The sequence below is a fragment of the Promicromonospora vindobonensis genome (genome assembly GCF_042685865.1).
In the GTDB taxonomy this organism is placed as follows: domain Bacteria; phylum Actinomycetota; class Actinomycetes; order Actinomycetales; family Cellulomonadaceae; genus Promicromonospora; species Promicromonospora vindobonensis.
Map to the genome: position 1 here is coordinate 105475 of NZ_JBHUOG010000001.1, position 19150 is coordinate 124624.

General features: G+C 72.3%; 16 protein-coding genes. 6 read left to right on the plus strand and 10 right to left on the minus strand.

What is annotated here, in order from left to right; translation table 11 throughout:
- Positions 1 to 33 precede the first annotated feature (33 nt).
- On the plus strand, positions 34 to 666 hold the full coding sequence (locus ACFS27_RS00550; protein ID WP_377179266.1) for a metallophosphoesterase: 633 nt from the start codon (positions 34 to 36) through the stop codon (positions 664 to 666).
- A gap of 158 nt (positions 667 to 824) precedes the next feature.
- Here the strand turns inward: ACFS27_RS00550 and ACFS27_RS00555 are convergent, their stop codons facing one another.
- A complete protein-coding gene (locus tag ACFS27_RS00555) occupies positions 825 to 1055 on the minus strand; it encodes a helix-turn-helix domain-containing protein (RefSeq protein WP_377179268.1) in 231 nt (76 codons plus the stop codon).
- Positions 1056 to 1395: 340 nt separating this feature from the next.
- Between ACFS27_RS00555 and ACFS27_RS00560 the strand changes: the two genes are divergently transcribed.
- Entirely contained in the window at positions 1396 to 2100 is a 705-nt protein-coding gene (locus ACFS27_RS00560; protein ID WP_377179270.1) for a class I SAM-dependent methyltransferase, read from the plus strand.
- On the opposite strand, the gene ACFS27_RS00565 is transcribed toward ACFS27_RS00560, so the two are convergent.
- The 5 genes from ACFS27_RS00565 to ACFS27_RS00585 all read right to left on the minus strand — a co-directional run bounded on the left by ACFS27_RS00565 (position 2101) and on the right by ACFS27_RS00585 (position 9464).
- Positions 2101 to 2847 carry a metallophosphoesterase family protein gene (locus ACFS27_RS00565; protein ID WP_377179272.1) on the minus strand — a complete coding sequence of 249 codons (747 nt, stop codon included), beginning with the start codon at positions 2845 to 2847 and terminating at the stop codon, positions 2101 to 2103.
- Between the two features lie 31 nt (positions 2848 to 2878).
- Entirely contained in the window at positions 2879 to 3655 is a 777-nt protein-coding gene (locus tag ACFS27_RS00570; protein ID WP_377179274.1) for a hypothetical protein, read from the minus strand.
- Entirely contained in the window at positions 3652 to 4533 is an 882-nt protein-coding gene (locus tag ACFS27_RS00575) for a hypothetical protein (protein WP_377179276.1), read from the minus strand. Before ACFS27_RS00575 ends, ACFS27_RS00570 begins: the two co-directional genes overlap by 4 nt.
- Before the next feature lie 72 nt (positions 4534 to 4605).
- On the minus strand, positions 4606 to 7197 hold the full coding sequence (locus tag ACFS27_RS00580) for a tetratricopeptide repeat protein (protein ID WP_377179278.1): 2592 nt from the start codon (positions 7195 to 7197) through the stop codon (positions 4606 to 4608).
- A 65-nt stretch (positions 7198 to 7262) separates the two neighbouring features.
- On the minus strand, positions 7263 to 9464 hold the full coding sequence (locus tag ACFS27_RS00585) for a DEAD/DEAH box helicase (protein ID WP_377179280.1): 2202 nt from the start codon (positions 9462 to 9464) through the stop codon (positions 7263 to 7265).
- A gap of 97 nt (positions 9465 to 9561) precedes the next feature.
- On the opposite strand from ACFS27_RS00585, the gene ACFS27_RS00590 reads away from it, so the two are divergent.
- A complete protein-coding gene (locus ACFS27_RS00590) occupies positions 9562 to 10218 on the plus strand; it encodes an MSMEG_1061 family FMN-dependent PPOX-type flavoprotein (RefSeq protein ID WP_377179282.1) in 657 nt (218 codons plus the stop codon).
- Here the strand turns inward: ACFS27_RS00590 and ACFS27_RS00595 are convergent.
- Positions 10209 to 10889 (minus strand): GNAT family N-acetyltransferase, encoded by a 681-nt coding sequence (locus tag ACFS27_RS00595; RefSeq protein WP_377179284.1) that lies wholly within the window; start codon positions 10887 to 10889, stop codon positions 10209 to 10211. The genes ACFS27_RS00590 and ACFS27_RS00595 overlap by 10 nt on opposite strands.
- Before the next feature lie 148 nt (positions 10890 to 11037).
- On the opposite strand from ACFS27_RS00595, the gene ACFS27_RS00600 reads away from it, so the two are divergent.
- Both ACFS27_RS00600 and ACFS27_RS00605 read left to right on the plus strand, forming a co-directional pair.
- Positions 11038 to 11739: a hypothetical protein gene (locus ACFS27_RS00600; RefSeq protein WP_377179286.1), complete on the plus strand. Its 702-nt coding sequence runs from the start codon at positions 11038 to 11040 to the stop codon at positions 11737 to 11739.
- A gap of 286 nt (positions 11740 to 12025) precedes the next feature.
- Positions 12026 to 12409 (plus strand): helix-turn-helix domain-containing protein, encoded by a 384-nt coding sequence (locus tag ACFS27_RS00605; protein WP_377179288.1) that lies wholly within the window; start codon positions 12026 to 12028, stop codon positions 12407 to 12409.
- A 4-nt stretch (positions 12410 to 12413) separates the two neighbouring features.
- Here ACFS27_RS00605 and ACFS27_RS00610 read toward each other — a convergent pair whose 3' ends face one another.
- The gene (locus ACFS27_RS00610; protein ID WP_377179290.1) at positions 12414 to 13499 is read right to left on the minus strand and encodes a carboxylate-amine ligase; all 1086 of its coding nucleotides are present in this window, start codon (positions 13497 to 13499) and stop codon (positions 12414 to 12416) included.
- Positions 13496 to 15388 (minus strand): 1-deoxy-D-xylulose-5-phosphate synthase, encoded by a 1893-nt coding sequence (gene dxs / locus ACFS27_RS00615; RefSeq protein WP_377179292.1) that lies wholly within the window; start codon positions 15386 to 15388, stop codon positions 13496 to 13498. The genes ACFS27_RS00610 and dxs overlap by 4 nt, the downstream gene beginning before the upstream one ends.
- Before the next feature lie 172 nt (positions 15389 to 15560).
- On the opposite strand from dxs, the gene ACFS27_RS00620 reads away from it, so the two are divergent.
- Complete coding sequence (locus ACFS27_RS00620) at positions 15561 to 17012, plus strand: GuaB1 family IMP dehydrogenase-related protein (RefSeq protein WP_377179294.1); 1452 nt, start codon at positions 15561 to 15563, stop codon at positions 17010 to 17012.
- A gap of 78 nt (positions 17013 to 17090) precedes the next feature.
- Here ACFS27_RS00620 and ACFS27_RS00625 read toward each other — a convergent pair whose 3' ends face one another.
- A complete protein-coding gene (locus tag ACFS27_RS00625; protein WP_377179296.1) occupies positions 17091 to 19130 on the minus strand; it encodes a HelD family protein in 2040 nt (679 codons plus the stop codon).
- Between the last annotated feature and the right edge of the window lie 20 nt (positions 19131 to 19150).

Below are 19150 nucleotides of genomic sequence, written 5' to 3' on the forward strand. Positions count from 1 at the left end.
CGGCCGGGCGGAGCCGCTTGAATACATTCCGACATGACTACGTACTACACGTCCGACCAGCATTTCGGACACCTGAACATCATTCGGTTCTGCGACCGCCCGTTCCCCGGCGTCTCCACGATGAATGACCGGCTCGTCCAGCTCTGGAACGAGACGGTCACCGACGACGACACCGTCTGGGTGCTGGGCGACGTGGCCCTCGGCGCCCTCAGCGAGTCACTGGCCTGCATCGGACGGCTGGCCGGGCGCAAGATCCTCGTACCGGGCAACCACGACCGCTGCTGGGAGGGCGACCGGGCCCTGCGCAAGGGCGACCCGGAGGCCCGCGAGCAGCGCCGGGCCGCGGCTCGGGAGCTGTACCTGGCCGCAGGCTTCGCCGAGATCCACGACCGGCCCCGTCCGGTGGCCGTGGGCGGGCAGCGTGCGGCGCTGTCGCACTTCCCGTTCGAGGGTGACTCCCACGGCGAGGACCGGTATGTCGAGTACCGGCCGGTGGACGACGGCGGGTGGGTGGTGCACGGCCACGTGCACGACACGTGGCGTCAGCGTGGGCGGCAGATCAACGTCGGCGTCGACGCCTGGGGCGGGCGGCCGGTTCCTGCCGAGACCATCGCAGGGCTGCTCGCCGGCGGCCCTCGCGACCTCGCGCCGCTGGGCTGGACCTGACGTGGCTGGAGGCCCGACCTGGTTGGACCCTGACACGACAAGAGCGCACGTTCTCAGGTGACGAACGTGCGCCCAGGCGTCAGGGTGCGCGGCGTCCTCGGTATGCGAGGCGCACGCACTGCGTCAGCGGAAGCGCCAGGGCGCCCGCCGCGCGGGGTTCATGCGGATACGAGGGACTCCGAGTCGCGGTGCTCACGGTCCGACTTGTAGGACGCGATCTCTGCTGCGTTGAACATGAGGTCCGCCCCGACCATGTGGTAGTCGATCTCACCTGCCTCGAGGAGATCGATGACGTGCAGCTTCGACACCCCCAGCAACCTTGCCGCTTCGAGCGCGGTCAGGTCCTTGTGCGGCCTGTTGACTTCAGCTTCCAATGTGATTTCGTTCACACGACCAGTCTTGCGCGTCGATGCCGCCGGAGTCCAGTCGAATCGGTGCGAGTTTCGCTATCCATCGGTGATTCTTTTCTCCGCGAGACCCGCAGTCGCGGCAATTGCTCTCGCTCAACGCCGAGATTGCTCTCGCTCACCGCCGAGCGTGTGAACGCGCGGCCGCGCAAGGTGTGACACGATAAGCGCCATTCCGCCGGTCCCGAATGCGGCGCGGAGGATTCCTGTCAATTGGCGGATCGAAACGATCCATCGCGCGCGAGGGGGATGGGTGGCAGCGCCGTCCGCAGTGCCCGTACTGATTCCGGCCGTCGGTAGTAGCGCCCCTCCCGATCTCCAGGTGATTCTTGACATCAATCGCGCCGCCTATGACGTGCTGGCCGGCACGTACAAGGGCACAACCGGGGTGCGTCAAGAGAATGCCAAGAAATGGCTCACGCAGCGCCTGCCGCAGCTGACCGCGGGCGCGCACCCGACCGCGTTGGACATCGGCTGCGCCGACGGCACCCACTCCAGGGTCCTGTCCGCGCTCGGGTACGCGGTCACGGGCGTCGACTTCTCGACCCGGATGATCGCCGCGGCCCGCGAGCTGGGCCAGGACCCGACCCTGCCGAACAAGCCGGTGCTGCTGCACGGCGAGTTCCTGGCGGGCCGGTACGTCGACGAGGCCGGTGCCGGCGCCTCGCTCGACGGGTCGCTGTTCGACCTCGTCCTCGCCACCGCGTTCGTCCACCTCTTCCCGCCGGAGGCCGACGAGGATGCCGTGCGCAAGGTGCTCGCCCACGTCGCGCCGGGCGGGACGGCACTGATCTCCACGACCGCCGCGCTGTCCCCACGGCAGGGCCTCGAGATGAAGGCCGGTGCGGACGGCCGGGTGACGCGCCGCTGGCGGAACCACTACACGCTCGAGTACTTCGTGTGGCTCGTCCAGGAAGCCGCACGCGACATCTACGGGACCAAGGTCCCGGTGCAGCCCTGGGTGGTCGTCGACCCGGACTCGGACGGAAAGCTCTGGATCGACGTCGTCGTGCACCGGCCGGCCTGATCACACCTCCTGGAACCCGCGGTAGACCGCGGTACGAAGCTCGACCGCGTAGGGCGCAAGGGCCGGCATCCCGAGGCTCGCCGCCGCCGCGATCTCGGCCTCGACGTCGTACGGCACCCGGATGAACTGCAGCCCGAACGGCGCCTGGCCGGGCTCGTCGACAACCCCCTCCAGGATCGCGTAGCTGGGGACCGGCTCATCCAGCGGGTTTCCCACGCTGCCGACGTTGAACAGCGTGCGGCCGCGTTCCACCTCGACGAAGGCGTCGTGGATGTCGCCGTACCCGACCATGGACGGCACGGGGCCCTCCCCCGTCATCGCCGTGTTGGCGAACATCCCGGCGAACTCCTCGGCCGTGTGCTTGGCGTGCACCCGCACGTGCGGACTGGTCGCGGACGCGTGAAAGAGCCTGATGTGCCGCCCGCTGACCAGCAGGTCATGGCTCAGGGGAAGCGCCTTCAGCCAGTCACGCTGGTCCTGACGCAGCTCGTCGCGCCACCAGGTCATCTCGACCGCCGACTCGTCGCTCCACACCGGCAGGCGGTCGTCCCAGTTGCCGCGGATATTGATGTCGCACACCTTGTCGCAACGATCGACCGCCGCGCTGCCCCGCGGGCCCTTTCCGACGAAGTCCCCGAGATTGATGATCTGATCAACCCCGCGCGACTCGATGTCATCGAGCACCGCGTCAAGTGCGGTGAGGTTGCCGTGCACGTCGCTGATCAGGGCAATTTTCTCCAAAGGCACACCCCGGATAGTGCCACATGTCGGCTTGGTGTCACGCCGTTTCAAGCTGGTATCCGAGCAACCGATCAACCTCGCGCACGATGTGCGACACATAGGGCTGGTCACCCGGAGGTCCGTCGAACCCCGACACACGAAGCCGAATCCAGGCCGCATGCCGGCGATACACATGGAATTCCAGGTACCCGCTGGGGTCGGGCGACCAGGGGTCGGCAATCGTCGCGCTGTGCTGCGTCCAGGACCGATAGGTATGCACGTGAACGGACCCTTCGGGCTTGGTTCCGTCGAGCCGCTTCGCCAACGACCTGAGCGTGACGTGGGCTTTCTCCACCCGCGCCAGAAAGACCTGTTCGTCGTAGTACGCACCGACCAGATCCGTCACCTGAGGCTGCTCACGCAGCCAGTGCGGGTCCACCATGACGAAGTCCACCCGCACCCCCCGCCCGACGGCCTCCACGATGCGGTCCTCGTCCGCGGAGATTCCGGTCAGCCCGAACCCCATGCAGAGCACCCGCCGCTTGGCGGCGCCCCACACCTCGTACGTGTCGCCCTCCCGGCTGTAGTCGCCACCGACCGCCTCGATACCCCGCATCCGCCGCCGCTCGACCTCCCGTCTGCGCGACGACTCGACCAGCTCGCGGTACACCCACAACGGCGCCACGACCACGATCACCGCCGTCATGCAGTAGACGATGACCTGTGCCGCACTGTCGGGCACGATGTCAGGGACAAAGGTCAGAGCCAGGTTGGAAGCCAACCCGAGCGCCACGACGACCAGGCCGCCACGCGCCCATCCCCCGCGGTCCGTCATGCCGCCGCACCCGGGCGCTCGCCCTCCTCGCCCAGCGCCTGACCCTCGTCGCCGCGCCCCAGAGCCGGTGGACGGCGCTCGGTCGGCACCGGGTGCCCGACGGCGAGCGAGAGCGAGTGCAGGACATGGTGCAGGATCGGCGGATTGAGGTCGTCATCGTCGTCGTACTGCGTCAGGCCGATGCCGAGCCGCTCGATGGACTTCCGGTAGAGGTGGAACTCCACGTACCCGGAGGCCTCGGGCGTGCCCGGATCCCGGATCGAGCCGCTGTACTGGACCGTCGTCCGGTAGGTGTGGATGCTCAGCTGGCCCCTGCCCTCGGCGTTGATCTGCCGGGCCAGCCCTTCGAGCCGTTGGTGCGCCTGCCGCACCTGCCCGATGAACGCCTCGTCCCGGTCGTAGTACCCGTCGATGGTCGCGGCGATCGCGGGCTGGTCGACGAGCCACTCCGGGTCGACCTTGATGACGTCGACGTCCACGCCCCGGTTCACCATCGCCCAGATCAGGTTGGGGTCGCGCGCGACGCTCGTCATGCCGAAGCCGAAGACGACCACCTGCCGCTGCGCGGCCCTCCAGATGTCGAGCGATGCGTTCCGGTGCTCGCGGTCGGCGCTCACCCACTCGATGCCCCGGTACTGGCGCAGCTCGTTCAGCAGGCGTGCCCGCTCCAGCTCGGCGGTCCGCTCCACCCGCTGACGGGCTGCGATGGTCTGCTCGAACAGGTACACGACGGCGATGACCACCGTCGCGACGGCCGTGCACCAGACGATCGGGATCGCCACCCGACGTGGCATCACATCGGGAATGAACGTCAGAACAAGGTTCGACGTCGCACCGAGCGCGACGACCAGGAGACTTCCCCGAGCCAAACGTTGCATGTGGACCACCCCCAGGATTCGCGCACGACCTGGTACCAGTAATCCGATGCTAAGGCAACAAATCAGTCAAGTCTAGTTAATATTGGAGCATCGGTTTCGCCTGGCAACCACCGCGATCGCGACCGCGCCGCCGCCGGGGGATCCGGGTGTTCCGGCCAGCTCGTCCGCCTCGGACCTGGCCTGCCGCGCCTCGTCGAACCGCTCCTGGTCGTGCAGCGCGAGCGCCAGCGTCCGGAGCGCCTCCGCCAGCCTCGGGCGGTGCTTCGCAGGGTTCTGCGCGGCGAGGGCACGCAGGAGCTGCACCGCCTCGGTCGCGGGCGCCACCGCCTCGTCGCCGAGCTTGAGGACGGCGAAGATCGCGCTCAGGTTCATCAGCGACTGCGCCAGCAGGGGCCCGTAGGCGTGCCGTTCGGCGCCGACGAGCTCGCGCCAGGTCCTGGTCGCCTCGCGCTCCACATCGAGCGCGTCCTGCGTGCGGTCCAGCCGGGCGTGGGTGACTCCGAGCGACGACAACGCGGCGGCGAGCTCCGGCACGTACCGTCGGGGGTCACGGACGGCGAGCCGCCGCTGCACCTCGACCGCCTCCTGCTGCAGCGCGAGGCCCTCGTCCCGCCTGCCGAGCCCGGAGAGCTGCGTGCCCAGTGCCAGGAGGGAGTGCGCGAGGTCCGCCAGGTACCGCCCAGGGTTCTCCTGGGCGGTCCGGCGCCGGATCCCGACGGCCTCCTCGAGGTAGGGCAGCGACTCCTCGCCCTGGCCCCCGATGGTGAGCACCGTGCCCATGACCTGCAGCGTGTCGCTCAGGGCAGGCAGGTGCTCGTCCGGGGCGACGGCGGCCAGCCGGCGCTGGATCCGCAGCGACTCAGCGGCCGCCGGCAGCGCCGCCGTGCCCCGGCCGAGCTCCAGCAGCCGCCGCGCCTCGTTCGTCAGGGACCGGGCCAGCATCCGGTCCGACCGGCCGGGGCGGCGGCCGGCGAGCTCCCGCCAGGGACTGCCCGCCTCGAAGCCCTGCCGGGGCTCGACCGGCGGTTGCCCCAGCTCTGCGCGCACACGGGCCACGTCCGACTCAGCCATCGCCAGGTCGAGCGTGACCACACCGGGGCGGCCGGCGTCGATCCGTCGAAGCAGGCCGAGCGCCTCCTCCGCGTACCGCAGCGCCTCCTGGGGCCGCCCGTGGCCGGACAAGGTCGCGCCGAGGTTCGCGAGCACGGCAGCAAGCCGTGGCCGGAACCGGGCCGGGTCGGACTCGGCCAGCTTCCGCAAGAGCACGACGGCCTGCCGCTCGTACCGCTCGGCATCGTCGGCACGGCCCAGCTCGCCGAGCGCGGTCACGGCGTCGTACAGCGCCTCGGCCCGGCGCGCGGCGTCGTCGGCCGGGGTCGCGGCGAGGGCGCGCAGCGTCAGCTCGGCGCGCAGCTCACCCAGCGCGAGCGACGGCCGCGGGAGCGCTCCGGCGACGGAGCGCAGCAGGTCACCGTCGTCCGGGAGCTCGGCGACCGCTGCGCCGAGCTGGTCGAGGGCGAAGCCGAGGTCGCCGGGCCGTCCGTCGAGGCGCTCCACGACGAGCCCGGCGGCGCGCAGGGCGGCCCGCCGGCCAACGGGTACGCCCGCCCCGGCCAGGCACGCGCCGAGCAGCCCAGGGGTACCGGTCAGCTCGGCCAGCAGATGGGGGTCCACCAGCCGTCCGGGCAGCGTCCGGTGCGGGTCCAGGTCGACCAGCCACCGCGCGACGTCGGGCTCGGCGCCCCGCCGCACGCCGGGCACGACGGCGGCGACCCGACGCACGAGACGTTCGGCGGCATCCCGTGTGCGCACGCCGGTGAGCGTCGCGGCCGCCACCAGTCCGTCCATGGCCTCGGGGAGGAAGCCGTCCTCGCCGAGCAGGCCGGCCTCCTCCGCCGAGCGGAACCACGTCCAGCGCTCGTGCTCGAGCAGCTCGTCGAGGGCGTCGGACACGTCGACCGGCAGTACGTCGCCCTGCTGCACCTGCGTGCGCATGACGGCGCAGAGCGCCGCCGCGTGCAGGTCGAGCATCCTGGCGCCACCGCCCGCGACCGACGCGACGGCCACCCGGGGCGGGGCGATCCCGAGCGCCCGCGCGTACGGCTCGACGAACACCGTTACCAGCCGCGCGTCGACCTGGCCCTGAACCACCTCGGCACCAAGGTCCTCCCCGTCCCTGGCGGGCTCCAGCAGCACGCGGACGGTCAGGTCGTCCGCGGCGAGCCGGCTGAACCACTGCCCGGCGCCACGGGCGACCAGCAGGACACGCAGCGCCCCGGCCCGCCCAGGGGCCGCCGCACGCAGCAGGTCCGCGAGCGCCGGGCCGCGCGTGTCGGCGTCGTCGATCAGCAGGAGCGCGGGGGCGCCGTCGGGCACGGCCGCCAGCGCGGCGGGTTCGGCGCCGTCGGGCACGTCGAGGCAGGTCCAGCCGGCGTGCGCCAGCTGGTGGGCCGCCTCACGCGCCAGGCGCGTCTTTCCGACGCCGCGCGGGCCGCTGACCAGCCGGACCGCTACGTCCTCTGGGCCGTGGCACCAGTCGACGAGCGAGGTCAGCTCGGCGGTCCGGCCGACGAACGGCACGATGCGGCGGGCCGGCGAGAGCAGCCGTCCGGGCGAGCCGGCGTGGGTGACGACCGTGCCGGGGTGTGGCGTCAACAGGGACACGAGGTCAGTGAACCGCAATTCCGATCGAACCGGTTATCACACCCAAAAGGGTGCCGATGGTCCGCTCATGGTGTGCGTCCGAGGCGCTCCTGCTCCTCGGCGAGGATGGTGCGCGACAGCGAGGTCTCGGACGGCGCGGCGACGTCCACCGCCGACGGCGCGGCGTCGGTGATCTCGGACTGGCGGGCGAACTCCTCGAAGAGGGCCGACTTGGAACCGAGGATCTCCATCATCCGCTGGTCCACGGAGTGCTCGACCAGGAGCCGGTGCACCTGGACGGTGCGGGTCTGGCCCATCCGGTGCGCCCTGGCGACGGCCTGCGCCTCGATGGTCGGCTTGACCTGGGGCTCGCAGAAGATGACGACGCTCGCGGCCTGCACGTTGAGGCCGACTCCCCCGGCGGTGATCTGGCTGACCAGCACGGAAGGTCCGTCCGGGTCGGACAGGGCGTCCACCATCGTCTGCCGCTCGGGCACGGGCACCGATCCGGTCAGTGGGCCGACGGCGAGCTCGCCGAGCAGGTCCATCACCTGCTCGAGGACCGACAGGAAGTAGGAGAAGACGATCACGCGGCGGCCGCCGTCGACCGCCTCGGTGACGAGCTCCCGCAGGCGCACGAGCTTCGCGGAGTCGGCGGCGTCCGACACCGCGAACGCGGCCCGCCGCATGGCCATGAAGTTCCCGGCGAGCACGGCGGAGCGGTAGGCGGCGCCGTCGACCGGGCCGAACTGTTCCCACTCCTCGACCTGCACCATCTCGGGCAGCTCGGTGAGCACGTCCTCCTGGTTGCGTCGCAGGTAGGCCGGCGCGACGATCCGGCGGAACGCCCTGGCCCCGGACAGGTCCGCGTTGGGGTCGAGCTGCCCCGCCACCTCGGGCTGCAGGTAGCCCACCATGTTCTTGAACTCGGCGACCTTGTTCTCCATCGGGGTGCCCGACAGGAACAGGACGCGGTCGGCCCGGTCGGCCCAGCGCCGCACCTCGCGGCCTCGGATGGTCTCGGGGTTCTTCACGTAGTGCGCCTCGTCCACGACCAGGAGCGCCGGCCGCAGGTCGTGCGGCAGGTCGAGCCGTCCGAGCACCTCGAACGTCGTGACCGCGACGCCGCCGCCGTCGAGCCAGGCCGCCGCTGCCTTCTCGCGGTCGCTGCCGTGCATCACCACGGCGGTCAGGTCGGAGTGCTGCTCGACCTCGCGCTGCCAGTTGGTGACGACGCTCGCCGGGCACACGACCAGCACGTGCGTGCCGCCGGTCGCGACGAGGTGCGCGGCAACGGCGATGGACTGCATGGTCTTGCCGAGGCCCATCTCGTCGCCGAGGATCGTGCGCCGCTGCACGAGCGCGTACTTCGCACCGAACTGCTGGTAGCCGCGGAGGTTGGCCCGCAGGAGCGTGCGGTCGAGGGGCTGCGCCTCGACCCGCCGCACGACGTCGGCGGGCAGGCCGCCCTCTGCGGCCTCGTGGTCGTCGCCCAGGTCGACGACCTGCGACAGCAGGCCGTAGTACTCGGCGGACCGGGCCTCGAAGTCCGCCCACACCTCCGCACCGTCCGGCGGCTGCCCGACGGCGGCGCGCACCGCTCGCGCGTCGTCGGTCAGCCGCGCGGCCGCCACCTGGTCCGCGAGCGCGGAGAGCGCAGCGAAGGCGGCGACCCTGCGGTCGGCGGGGGCTACCAGGCGCCGCCAGACGCTGGTGGCGAGAGCGGCGGGCGCGAGGTGCCCTGGCACGACGGCGGTCACGCGTCGCGCCTCGTCCAGGTGCCGGTGCCTGGCGTCGGTAGCCAGCCCGAAGGCATACAGGGACTGGACGAGCACGGTGGCGTAGGGGTCGTCGGGGTCGACGTCGATGCGGAACCGCAGCTCGGCGTCGACGTCGGCAGCGAGCTCGCGGGCGGCGGACGTGGCGAGCTTGGCGGTGCCTGCGCCGATGCCCGCCTCGACGAGGCGGTCGGTGCCGGCGACGAGCACCTGGGCGACGTGCTTGAAACCGGCCTTCTCCAGGACGGCGACGCGCAGCTTCTTGCGCCGGTCCTCCAGGGCCGCGACGCCGACCGTGCGCAGGTCGGCGTGGACGCGCACCTCGCGCGTGGCCGTGTAGGCGTCGCGTACGCGCTCGCGGAGGCCGGCGTCGGCGGTGGTGAGCAGCCGGGCGTCGTCGAGCAGCGTCTGCGCCTGTCCGACGACGCGACGGGCCGCGCGGGCCTTCCAGGGCCGGGGCGGGCCGGCGGGGGCGTCTGCTGGGCTGGGGAGGGTCGTCTGCTCGGTCATGGCGCTGCGAGCGTACCCGGATGGTCTGACATGCCCCGTTCGCGGCGTACGTGCCCGGTCGCTGGTCGCTGAGCGCACACCGGATTAGGTTGAGGTCATGACCAACGAGCTGAGCGACCGGCCGAACAGGTTCGGCGGGACTCCCGTGACCACCGTCGAGGAGCTCCGCGAGATCATCCCGCCGCCGCTCGGACCCGCGGCGGGCAAGGTGCGCACCGCGCTGCACGACCTCGACCGGCAGTGGCTCGCGGCGTCGCCGCTGTGCCTGGTCGCGACGTCGGACGCCGAGGGCAACCTCGACGTCTCCCCCAAGGGCGACCCGGCCGGCTCCCTGGTACGGATCCTGGACGACCGCACCATCGCGATCCCCGAGCGGCCCGGCAACCGCCGCACCGACGGGTACCTCAACGTGCTCGCCAATCCGCACGTGGGACTCATCTTCGTGATCCCGGGCCGCGGCGACACGCTGCGGGTCAACGGCTCGGCCCGCATCGTGCGCGACGCGCCGTACCTCGCCGAGCTCCAGGTGCGGCGCAACCTTCCGGTGCTGGCGCTGGAGGTCGACATCGAACAGGTCTTCCACCACTGCTCCAAGGCGTTCCTGCGCTCCAGGACCTGGGACCCCGACACGTGGGACCTGGAGACCGTGCCCCGCCGCGCCGTGCTCGCCCACACCCTGGAGCGGCGGGACCAGACGCTCGAACAGGTCGAGGAGCACTACGGTCCCCGGTACGCCGACACGATCTACGGCTGAAGCGCCTTCGGCGGCGGATCCATCTCCAGCATCGCCCGGACCGGTGCCACACCCTCCAACGTGACGTCGAGCCTGTGCACGTCCGGCCGTGCCGCCCACGCCTCGCGGGTCATGCGGTACCGGTTCTCGGTCGCCGCCGCACCCTGCCGGTCCTGCAGGACGACGCCGTTGGGGGCGTAGCCGAGCGACCGCGTCACCCCGTTGGACTCGGGGTTGTCGTCGAACGCCTCGGTCGTCGCGTCCGCCGCGTCGAACCCCTCGAACAGCAGGTGCAGGGCCATCAGCCGCATCCGCTTCCCGAGGCCCTGGCCGTGGTGCGGCAGGCCGAGCCAGGAGCCGGTCCCGGCGGACCGCGTCACGCCGAAGGCCTTGGCCCCCACGCTCTGCACCCCGATCGGCTCGCCGCTCCGGAAGACGGCGAGCTCCAGCGCCCACGCCTGGGGCGACACCGTGCCGCGTGACGACCAGTGGTACTGGAGAAACCCCCTGCGCACCGTGTCGGGCTCGCCGGTGTTCCACGGCACGAGGAACGGGCTCCGCTCCGGCGGATGGAGGCCTGCCAGTGCGACGTCGGCCAGGCGGGTCAGCTCGGCGTCGTCGGGCAGGCGCAGCTCGAGGTCGCCGCTGACGACCCGGAGGCCGAACGGCGGGAAGGCGCTGGCGAGGTCCATGCACCTACCGTTGCCGGTACCCCCCGGCCTGAACAACTTGATTTCTCTTCCGCCAGAGCCGGCCGGGAGCACCGGCGCCGGCGAGCTGCACGGGTGAAATCACGGGCTTTTCCTTGGCGGAGCACCGGGCCCCCGGCACGATGCCATCATGACCACACCACCCGTTGGACCCGGGCACGACTACGCCTCCGGACCCGCGCTGCCGCCACCCCCGACGGGCGCGCAGTACGGGTATCCCGCTCAGTACGCCCCGGCACCCCGGCCGCGGAAGACCGGGCCAAAGGTCCTCACCTTCACCGGAGTCGCCGTCCTGGTGGCTGGTGTGATCGCCGGCATCGTCGGCGTCGTGGGAGCCGCCGGCGGGATCGCCGACCTGCTCCCCACCGACCTCGTCACGACCGAGGGAACGGCGGGCAGCGACGCCATCGCCCTCGAGACGAGCACGGAGCCCCTCACGTTCGACGCCTCGGACGAGGGCGCCTATCTCGTCTTCGAGGTCTCGCAGGACCAGTCGGCCCGCCTGCCCGCCTCCGCGGTGACCGCGGAGGGGCCGAACGGACCGGTCGGCATCGAGCCCCCCGACCAGACGGGTGCCCTGCCGACCAACGGCTGGTCCGTCTTCCCCGTCGGGGTAGTCGTACCCCAGGAGACCGGCCCGCACACCCTCGTCGTCGACGGGGCCGTGGCCTCCCCCGACGTCGGCCTCGCCGTGAGCGGACCCCTCAACGTGGACAGCGTCGCCGGGATCGGCTCCAGCGGGCTCGTCGTCCTGGTCGGGTTCCTCGTCGGCGGGCTGGGCTTCCTGCTCCTGATCGCCGGGATCATCTGGTGGGCGGTCGCCAAGAAGTAGGGCCCGGGACCGACCGCCTCAGCAGTCGGGGCTGGGCTGATCCGGGCTCGGCGTCGGGGCGACATGTACCAGGCGAGGGGTGCCACGTGCGGTGAATTTCGTTCACCTGGGCACCGACAAGTTCGTATCAGCTGAATTGTTCGGCTGTGCTGAACCACGCGGGGCTCCGGTGAACGAAATTCACGCCACCTGACACCCCTCGTGCGGGTCTACCTCACCCCGCACAGACCTCCAGCCCTGTGGACAGCCGCGGGCGACCGGCCGGCGGTCAGGTCACGCTGGTGACATGGCACGCACCAACTACGACCCGCTGGCCCTCGACCCGCTGTTCGACGGCACCCTCGACCCCGACCTGGACGACGACCGGGACAAGGACCGGCCCTCGATCCAGCCCCGCCCGGCCCCCACGCTGATGCGCGACGGCCTCGCCCTCGTGTGCGCATCCGCCGTCCGGTTCGAGGCCGCCCGCCGGGGCCTCAGCCAGCGACAGATCGCGGCCGAGGTCGGGCTGTCCAGGGCCGCGGTCTCCTACCGGTTCCGAGGTCGGACCGCCTGGACCTTGGACCAGGTCGGCATCATCGCCTTGCTGTTCGGCTGCGAACCAGCCCTGCTCGTCAGCGAGCCGCGCAAGCCCGTGGGGGACGTGGCCGGGAACTACGGAGCCTCGTGAGAGCTCACTCCAGCGTCGCGTCCGCGGCGCGCCGAGCGACCACCGCGAGATCGCCATCCGCCTCGGCCGCCCACGAGCGCTGGCGCGATGCGCCGTCCCCGCCGGACCAGAGGCCGCCCAGCAGCTCGGTGACGGCGTCGAGGTCCCCCAGGTCCACCAGCGCGTCACGCACGTGGTCCACCAGCGCCCCGACGACGTCGTGCGCGGGGGCCGGCCGCCAGGTCCTTGGGTCCACGAGGTCGCCGCTGAGGCCCGATCGACCCGCCCGCCAGAGTGCGGTGCGCAGGATCTCGACCGGCACGTCGGGTGCCGGCGAGTCCGCCGCACGCGCCGCCGTCTCCACGAGCCCGCGGGCCAGCGCGGCGAGCAGCGTCGCGGTGTCGGCAGAGAGGCACACGTCGGCGACCCGGATCTCCACGGTGGGATAGCGGGCCGACAGGCGGGCGTCGAAGTAGATCATCCCCTCGTCCAGGATGGTGCCGGTCGCGAGGAGACTCTCGACCGCGGCGTGGTACGCCTCCGGGGTGCCGAAGCGCCGCGTCGGGCCCGCCGTGTGCCAGCGGGACCAGACCTGGGAGCGAAAGCTCGCGTACCCCGAGTCCACACCCGTCCAGTAGGGCGAGTTCACCGACAGCGCCAGCAGCGGCGCGAGCCATGGCCCGATGCGGTCCAGCACCGCGACGCCCTCGGTGTCGTCGGCCACCGCGACGTGCACGTGGCAACCGCTGGTGAGCTGCTCGCGGGCGGTCAGCCCGAACTCCGCGCGTGCGGAAAGGTACCGGAGCTTGTCCACCGTCGTGCCGTCGAACACCAGCGGCGAGGTGCCGAGCGCCGCGATACGGGCGCCGTGCCGGTCTGCCGCCGCCTGCGCGCCCGCGCGGCCCTCCCGGATCGCGGTGGCGATCTCCTCGAGCGTGGTCAGCGGCGGCGTGGCGGTCTCGAGCTGCTCCTCCATGAGCTCGTGCTCGAGCGGACCGTCGGCCGGCTCGGCGCTGTCGAGCACGTCGCGGGCACGCGGGACCGGGTTCCCGTCGTGCCCGACCAGCATCAGCTCCTCCTCGACACCGACCGAGCGCGCTGTCCCGGTCACAGCAGTGCCAGGGCGGCGAGCGCGTCGCGCGTGGCGTCGGCCGCGGTCATGCGCTGCGCCCTGACGATGTGGTCGCGGCTCGCGTGGTCGAGGAACTCCACCGGCAGACCCACGTGCACCTGCGGCGCGCCGATGCCCTGCTCCCCCGCGCGCTGCGCGAGCATGTCGCCCACACCGCCGTCGACCACACCGTCCTCCAGCGTGACGACGAGGTCGTGCTCGCCGCAGAGCTTGACCAGGTTCGCCGGGATCGGCAGCACCCAGGTCGGTGCGGCGACCGTCACCTCGACGCCGTGCGCCGCGAGCGCCTCGCCGGTCTCCATGGCACAGCCCGTCATGGCACCGACGCCGACCACGAGCACCCGGCGGGCCGGCCCGCCGGTCGAGCCCGTCGAGCCCTCGAACCGCCCGACGACGTCCACGCCGTCGAGCTCCTCGACGGCCGGGATGTCGTCGCCGAGCGCGCCCTTGGGGTACCTGACCACGGTGGGCGCGTCGTCGACGTCGACAGCCGTGCGGAGGGCAGCACGCAGGGTCGTCTCGTCACGGGGTGCGGCCAGGCGCAGGCCGGGCACGATCCGCAGCATCGCCATGTCCCACATGCCGTTGTGGCTGGCGCCGTCGTCGCCGGTGATACCGGCGCGGTCCAGGACGAAGGTGACGCCGGCCTTGTGCAGCGCCACGTCCATGAGCACCTGGTCGAACGCCCGGTTCAGGAACGTCGCGTAGACGGCGACGACGGGGTGCAGCCCCGCGAAGGCCATGCCGGCGGCCGACGTCGCCGCGTGCTGCTCGGCGATGCCGACGTCGAAGGTCCGCTCCGGGAACTGCTGCTGGAACGGCGCCAGCCCGACGGGGTGCAGCATGGCGGCGGTGATGGCGACGACGTCGGGCCGGCGGCGGCCGATCTGCACTATCTCGTCCGCGAAGACCTTGGTCCAGCCGAACCGGCTGGGGGCGACCGGCAGCCCCGTCTCCGGGTGGATCGCGCCGACCGAGTGGAACCGGTCCGCGATGTCCTCCTCGGCAGGGGTGTAGCCGCGGCCCTTCTCGGTGATCGCGTGCACGATCACGGGGCGGCCGAACGCCTTGGCGCGGCCGAGGGCTCGTTCGAGTGCCTCGGTGTCGTGGCCGTCGACGGGGCCGATGTACTTGATGCCGAGGTCCTCGAACAGGCCCTGCGGTGCCACGACGTCCTTGAGGCCCTTCTTCAGGCCGTGCAGCCAGCGCCAGGCGAAGCGTCCGGGCGGGCCGGAGCGGTGCAGGGCGCGCGTGCCCCAGCTGAGGAAGGCCTCGTAGCCGCTGGTGGTGCGCAGCGTGTCGAGGTGGTTGGCGAGCCCGCCGATGGTCGGCGAGTAGGACCGGCCGTTGTCGTTGACCACGACCACGAGCTTGCGGTCGCGGCTCTCGGCGATGTTGTTCAGCGCCTCCCAGGCCATGCCGCCGGTGAGGGCGCCGTCGCCGATCACGGCGACGACGTGGTCGTCCTTGCCGCGTACCTGGTTGGCCTTGGCGATGCCGTCCGCCCAGGACAGGGCCGTGGAGGCGTGGGAGTTCTCGACGATGTCGTGCGCGGACTCGACGCGGCTGGGGTAGCCCGACATGCCGCCGCGCTTGCGCAGCTCGGAGAAGTCCTGGCGGCCGGTGAGCAGCTTGTGGACGTAGGCCTGGTGGCCCGTGTCGAACACGATGGAGTCGCGTGGCGAGTCGAAGACCCGGTGCATGGCGATCGTCAGCTCGACGACGCCGAGGTTGGGCCCGAGATGGCCACCCGTGCGCGAGACGCTCTCCACGAGGAATCTGCGGATCTCCTCTGCGAGCTCCGGCATCTGGCCGGGCGTCATCGCCCGGACGTCCTTGGGCGAACGAATGTCGCTCAGCAGGCCCATGCTCGTCCTTTCGTCGTGCCCCCAGCGGGGGAATCGGGGCCCCACTCTAAGGGGCACCGACCTCTCCACTGTGCCACGAGAGCCTCGCCTGCCACGCCTGTCTGCGATACCTCCACAACGATGTGGCCGGACTCATATGCAGGGCGAGAAGAACTCTTTACCCTTGGTGAACGTGCGCTTCCTCCCCGAGCAGAGCCCTGCCACCGACCTCACCTACGGCGACGTCTTCCTCGTGCCGTCCCGCTCGGACGTCACGTCGCGGTTCGACGTGGATCTCGCGTCCGACGACGGCACCGGCACCACGATCCCCGTGGTCGTCGCGAACATGACCGCCGTGGCGGGACGCCGCATGGCGGAGACCGTCGCGCGGCGCGGCGGCCTGGCGATCATCCCGCAGGACGTACCCGCCGACGTCGTCGCCGGCGTGGTGGCCGACGTCAAGGCCAAGGACCCGGTCATCGAGACGCCGGTGATCGTCTCGCCGCACGACACCGTGCACAGCGTGCTGAACCTGCTCGGCAAGCGTTCGCACGGCGCAGCCGTCGTCGTCGAGGACGACCGGCCCGTCGGTGTCGTGACCGAGTCGGACTGCGCCGACGTCGACCGGTTCACCCGGGTCGCCGAGGTGATGTCCGCGGAGCCCCGGCTGCTGGACGCCGCTCTCCTGGACGGCCCCGGCGGGCTGGAGGCTGCCTTCGACGTGCTGCACTCCGCGCGCCTCGACCTGGCGCCCGTGGTGCGCGACGGAAGACTCGCCGGGGTGCTGACCCGCAAGGGCGCGCTGCGCTCGTCGATCTACGGCCCCGCCCTCGACGCGTCGGGGGCGCTGCGGATCGGGGCGGCGGTGGGGATCAACGGCGACGTCGCCACGAAGGCGAAGGACCTGCTCGCCGCCGGCGTGGACGTGCTCGTGGTCGACACGGCGCACGGTCACCAGACCAGGATGCTCGCCGCCCTCGAGGCCGTACGGTCGGTGGACCCGACGGTGCCGGTGGTGGCCGGCAACGTCGTCACCGCCGACGGGGTGCGCGACCTCGTGGCAGCGGGCGCCGACATCCTCAAGGTCGGCGTGGGCCCCGGCGCGATGTGCACCACGCGGATGCAGACCGGCGTGGGCCGGCCGCAGTTCTCGGCGGTCCTGGAGTGCGCGGCCGCGGCGCGCGAGCTCGGCAAGCACGTCTGGGCCGACGGCGGCGTGCGCCACCCCCGCGACGTCGCCCTTGCGCTGGCTGCCGGCGCGTCGCAGGTGATGGTCGGCTCCTGGTTCGCGGGCACGCACGAGTCGCCGGGCGACCTGAAGTCGGACGGCTCGGGCCGCCTCTACAAGGACTCGTTCGGCATGGCCTCGGCGCGGGCGGTCGCAGCCCGCAACTCCGGTGCGGGGACCGCGTTCGCCCGTGCCCGCAAGGCCCTGTACGAGGAGGGCATCTCCACCGGCAAGATGTACCTCGACCCGGCACGGCCGGGCGTCGAGGACCTGCTGGACGAGATCACGTCCGGCCTGCGGTCCTCGTGCACCTACGCAGGAGCCAGGTCGCTGGCCGAGTTCTCCGAGCGTGCCGTGGTGGGCATCCAGTCGGCGGCCGGCTACCAGGAGGGCATGCCGCAGGCCACGAGCTGGTGACCCGCCCCGTCGGCGCGGTTCCACTACGGGCGAGTGCCTTGCTTCGCTGCGCCCCTCACCCTTCGCTTCACCTCCGGCTCAGCCGACGATCACCAGGCGCTGGGTCGGGCGGGTCAGCGCGACGTAGAGGTCGCGCTCACCGCCGGGCCGGGCGGAGGTGATCCCGTCGGGATCGGCGACCACGACGGCGTCGAACTCCAGGCCGCGCACCTGGGAGACCGGCACGACCCGGACGTCGGTGCCCGCCAGCGCCTCGGCGAGCCCCGGGACCGCCGCGTCGGCCGCGAGGACGGCGACCAGCTCGTCCGGTTCGGCGGCTGCCTGCGCCGCCGCCTCCTCGACGACGGCCCGGACCAGGTCTCCGGTCGCCGCGACGCGACGGGGCGGGGCACCGTGCCGTACCGCCACGGCGGGCTCCTGGCCGGGCGCGATCAGCTCGCGCAGCGGGGCCGCCGCCTCGAGCACCTCCGCCGTCGTCCGGTAGCAGACGGTCAGGGTGCGCACGTCAGCGCGCTTCGCCAGGTCGCTGCCCAGCGCATCGGCCCAGGACCCGGCGCCGGTCGCCGGCCCTGCCTGGGCCAGGTCCCCGACCACGGTCATCGAGCGGCCGGGGCAGCGCCGCAGCACCGCACGCCACTGCATCGGCGTCAGCTCCTGGGCCTCGTCCACGACCACGTGTCCGTAGATCGTGGCCGGCGGGCCGTTCAGCAGGTGCTCGGCCTCGTCGAGGAGCGGCAGGTGCGCGGACGTCCACGCGCCGTCGGCCTCCACGGCGAGCGCCGTGTGCTCGTCGAGCACGTCCAGCACGACGTCGCCAGCGGTGAGCCGCGGCCAGGCGGACTCGACGGCCTGTTCCAGCGCGAGGTCGTCGACGAGCTCGGCCCGCAGCGCGCCGGGGTCCAGCTCCGCCACGGCGGCGGCATGCCCGAAGGCGCCGCCCGCGTCGGGGCCGAAGCCCAGCCTCTCCAGGTCCTTCGCCGCGGCCCTGTCGACGTCCACGCCGCCGGTGAGCACCTCGATGTCCTCGTCGAGCCTCGCGAGCAGCACGCGGGCGCGGGCCTGGACCTCGTCGGCCACGAAGTCCACGACCAGGTCCTTGAACAGCGCCCTGGCCTGGTTGTGCGGCAGGCTGCTGCTCGCGGCCGTGTCGCGGGCCTCTGCGAGGGCGTGCTCGTCGAGGGTGACCGCGTCGCCGTCGACGACCACGACGAGGGTGCCGGACGGCGCCTGGTAGCGCCGCACGGCCTCGGCGAGCTGGTCGGCCAGCCGGACGTCGCCGGCGGCGCGGCGCAGCTCGTGTCCGGCGCCGGGTGGCGTGTCCAGGCCGAGGGCGTCGGCGACGAGCCGGTCGACGGTGCTCATCACCACGTCGTTCTCGCCGAGGGACGGCAGGACCTCCGCGATGTAGTCGAGGAAGCGCGAGCCCGGGCCGAGCACCAGCACGCCGTCGGCCCGGGCCTCGGAGAACCCGGCGAGGACGTACGCGGCGCGGTGCAGGGCGACCACCGTCTTGCCGGTGCCCGGCCCGCCCTCCACCACGGTGACGCCGCGGTGCGCGGAGCGGATGATCGCGTCCTGCTCGGACTGCAGCGTGGAGACGACGTCGCGCATGCGGCCGGTGCGCCGCGCGCTGATCGCCGCGAGGAGGGGCCCGTCGCCGATGACGTCCTCGGGACCCGGCTCCGCACCGTCCAGGATCTCGTCGCTGACCCGTGCGACCTTGCGCCCGTCCAGGCCGAGGTGCCTGCGCCGGTGCAGCCCCATCGGATGGGCTGCGGTGGCGGCGTAGAACGGGCGGGCGGCGTCCGCGCGCCAGTCGACGAGCAGCTGGTCGTCGCCGTCGCTCAGGCCGGTGCGGCCGATGCGCAGCGAGGGGCCGTCGACGTGGTCGATCCGGCCGAAGCAGAGGTGGTGCTCGGCAGCCTCGAGGGTGCGCGCCCGGCGGGTGAGCATGCCGACGCGCACCTCGCGCGTGAACGCCTCCTCCGGGTCGCCCGACGAGGTGCGTGCAGCGGAGTCCAGGTCCGCGCGGACCCGCGCCAGCTCGCCGTCGAGCCTGGCATACAGGGCGTCGACGTACTCCTGCTCGGCGGACTGCTCGATCTCGCGTCGCTGCACCGGGTCTCCTCGTGGTCGGG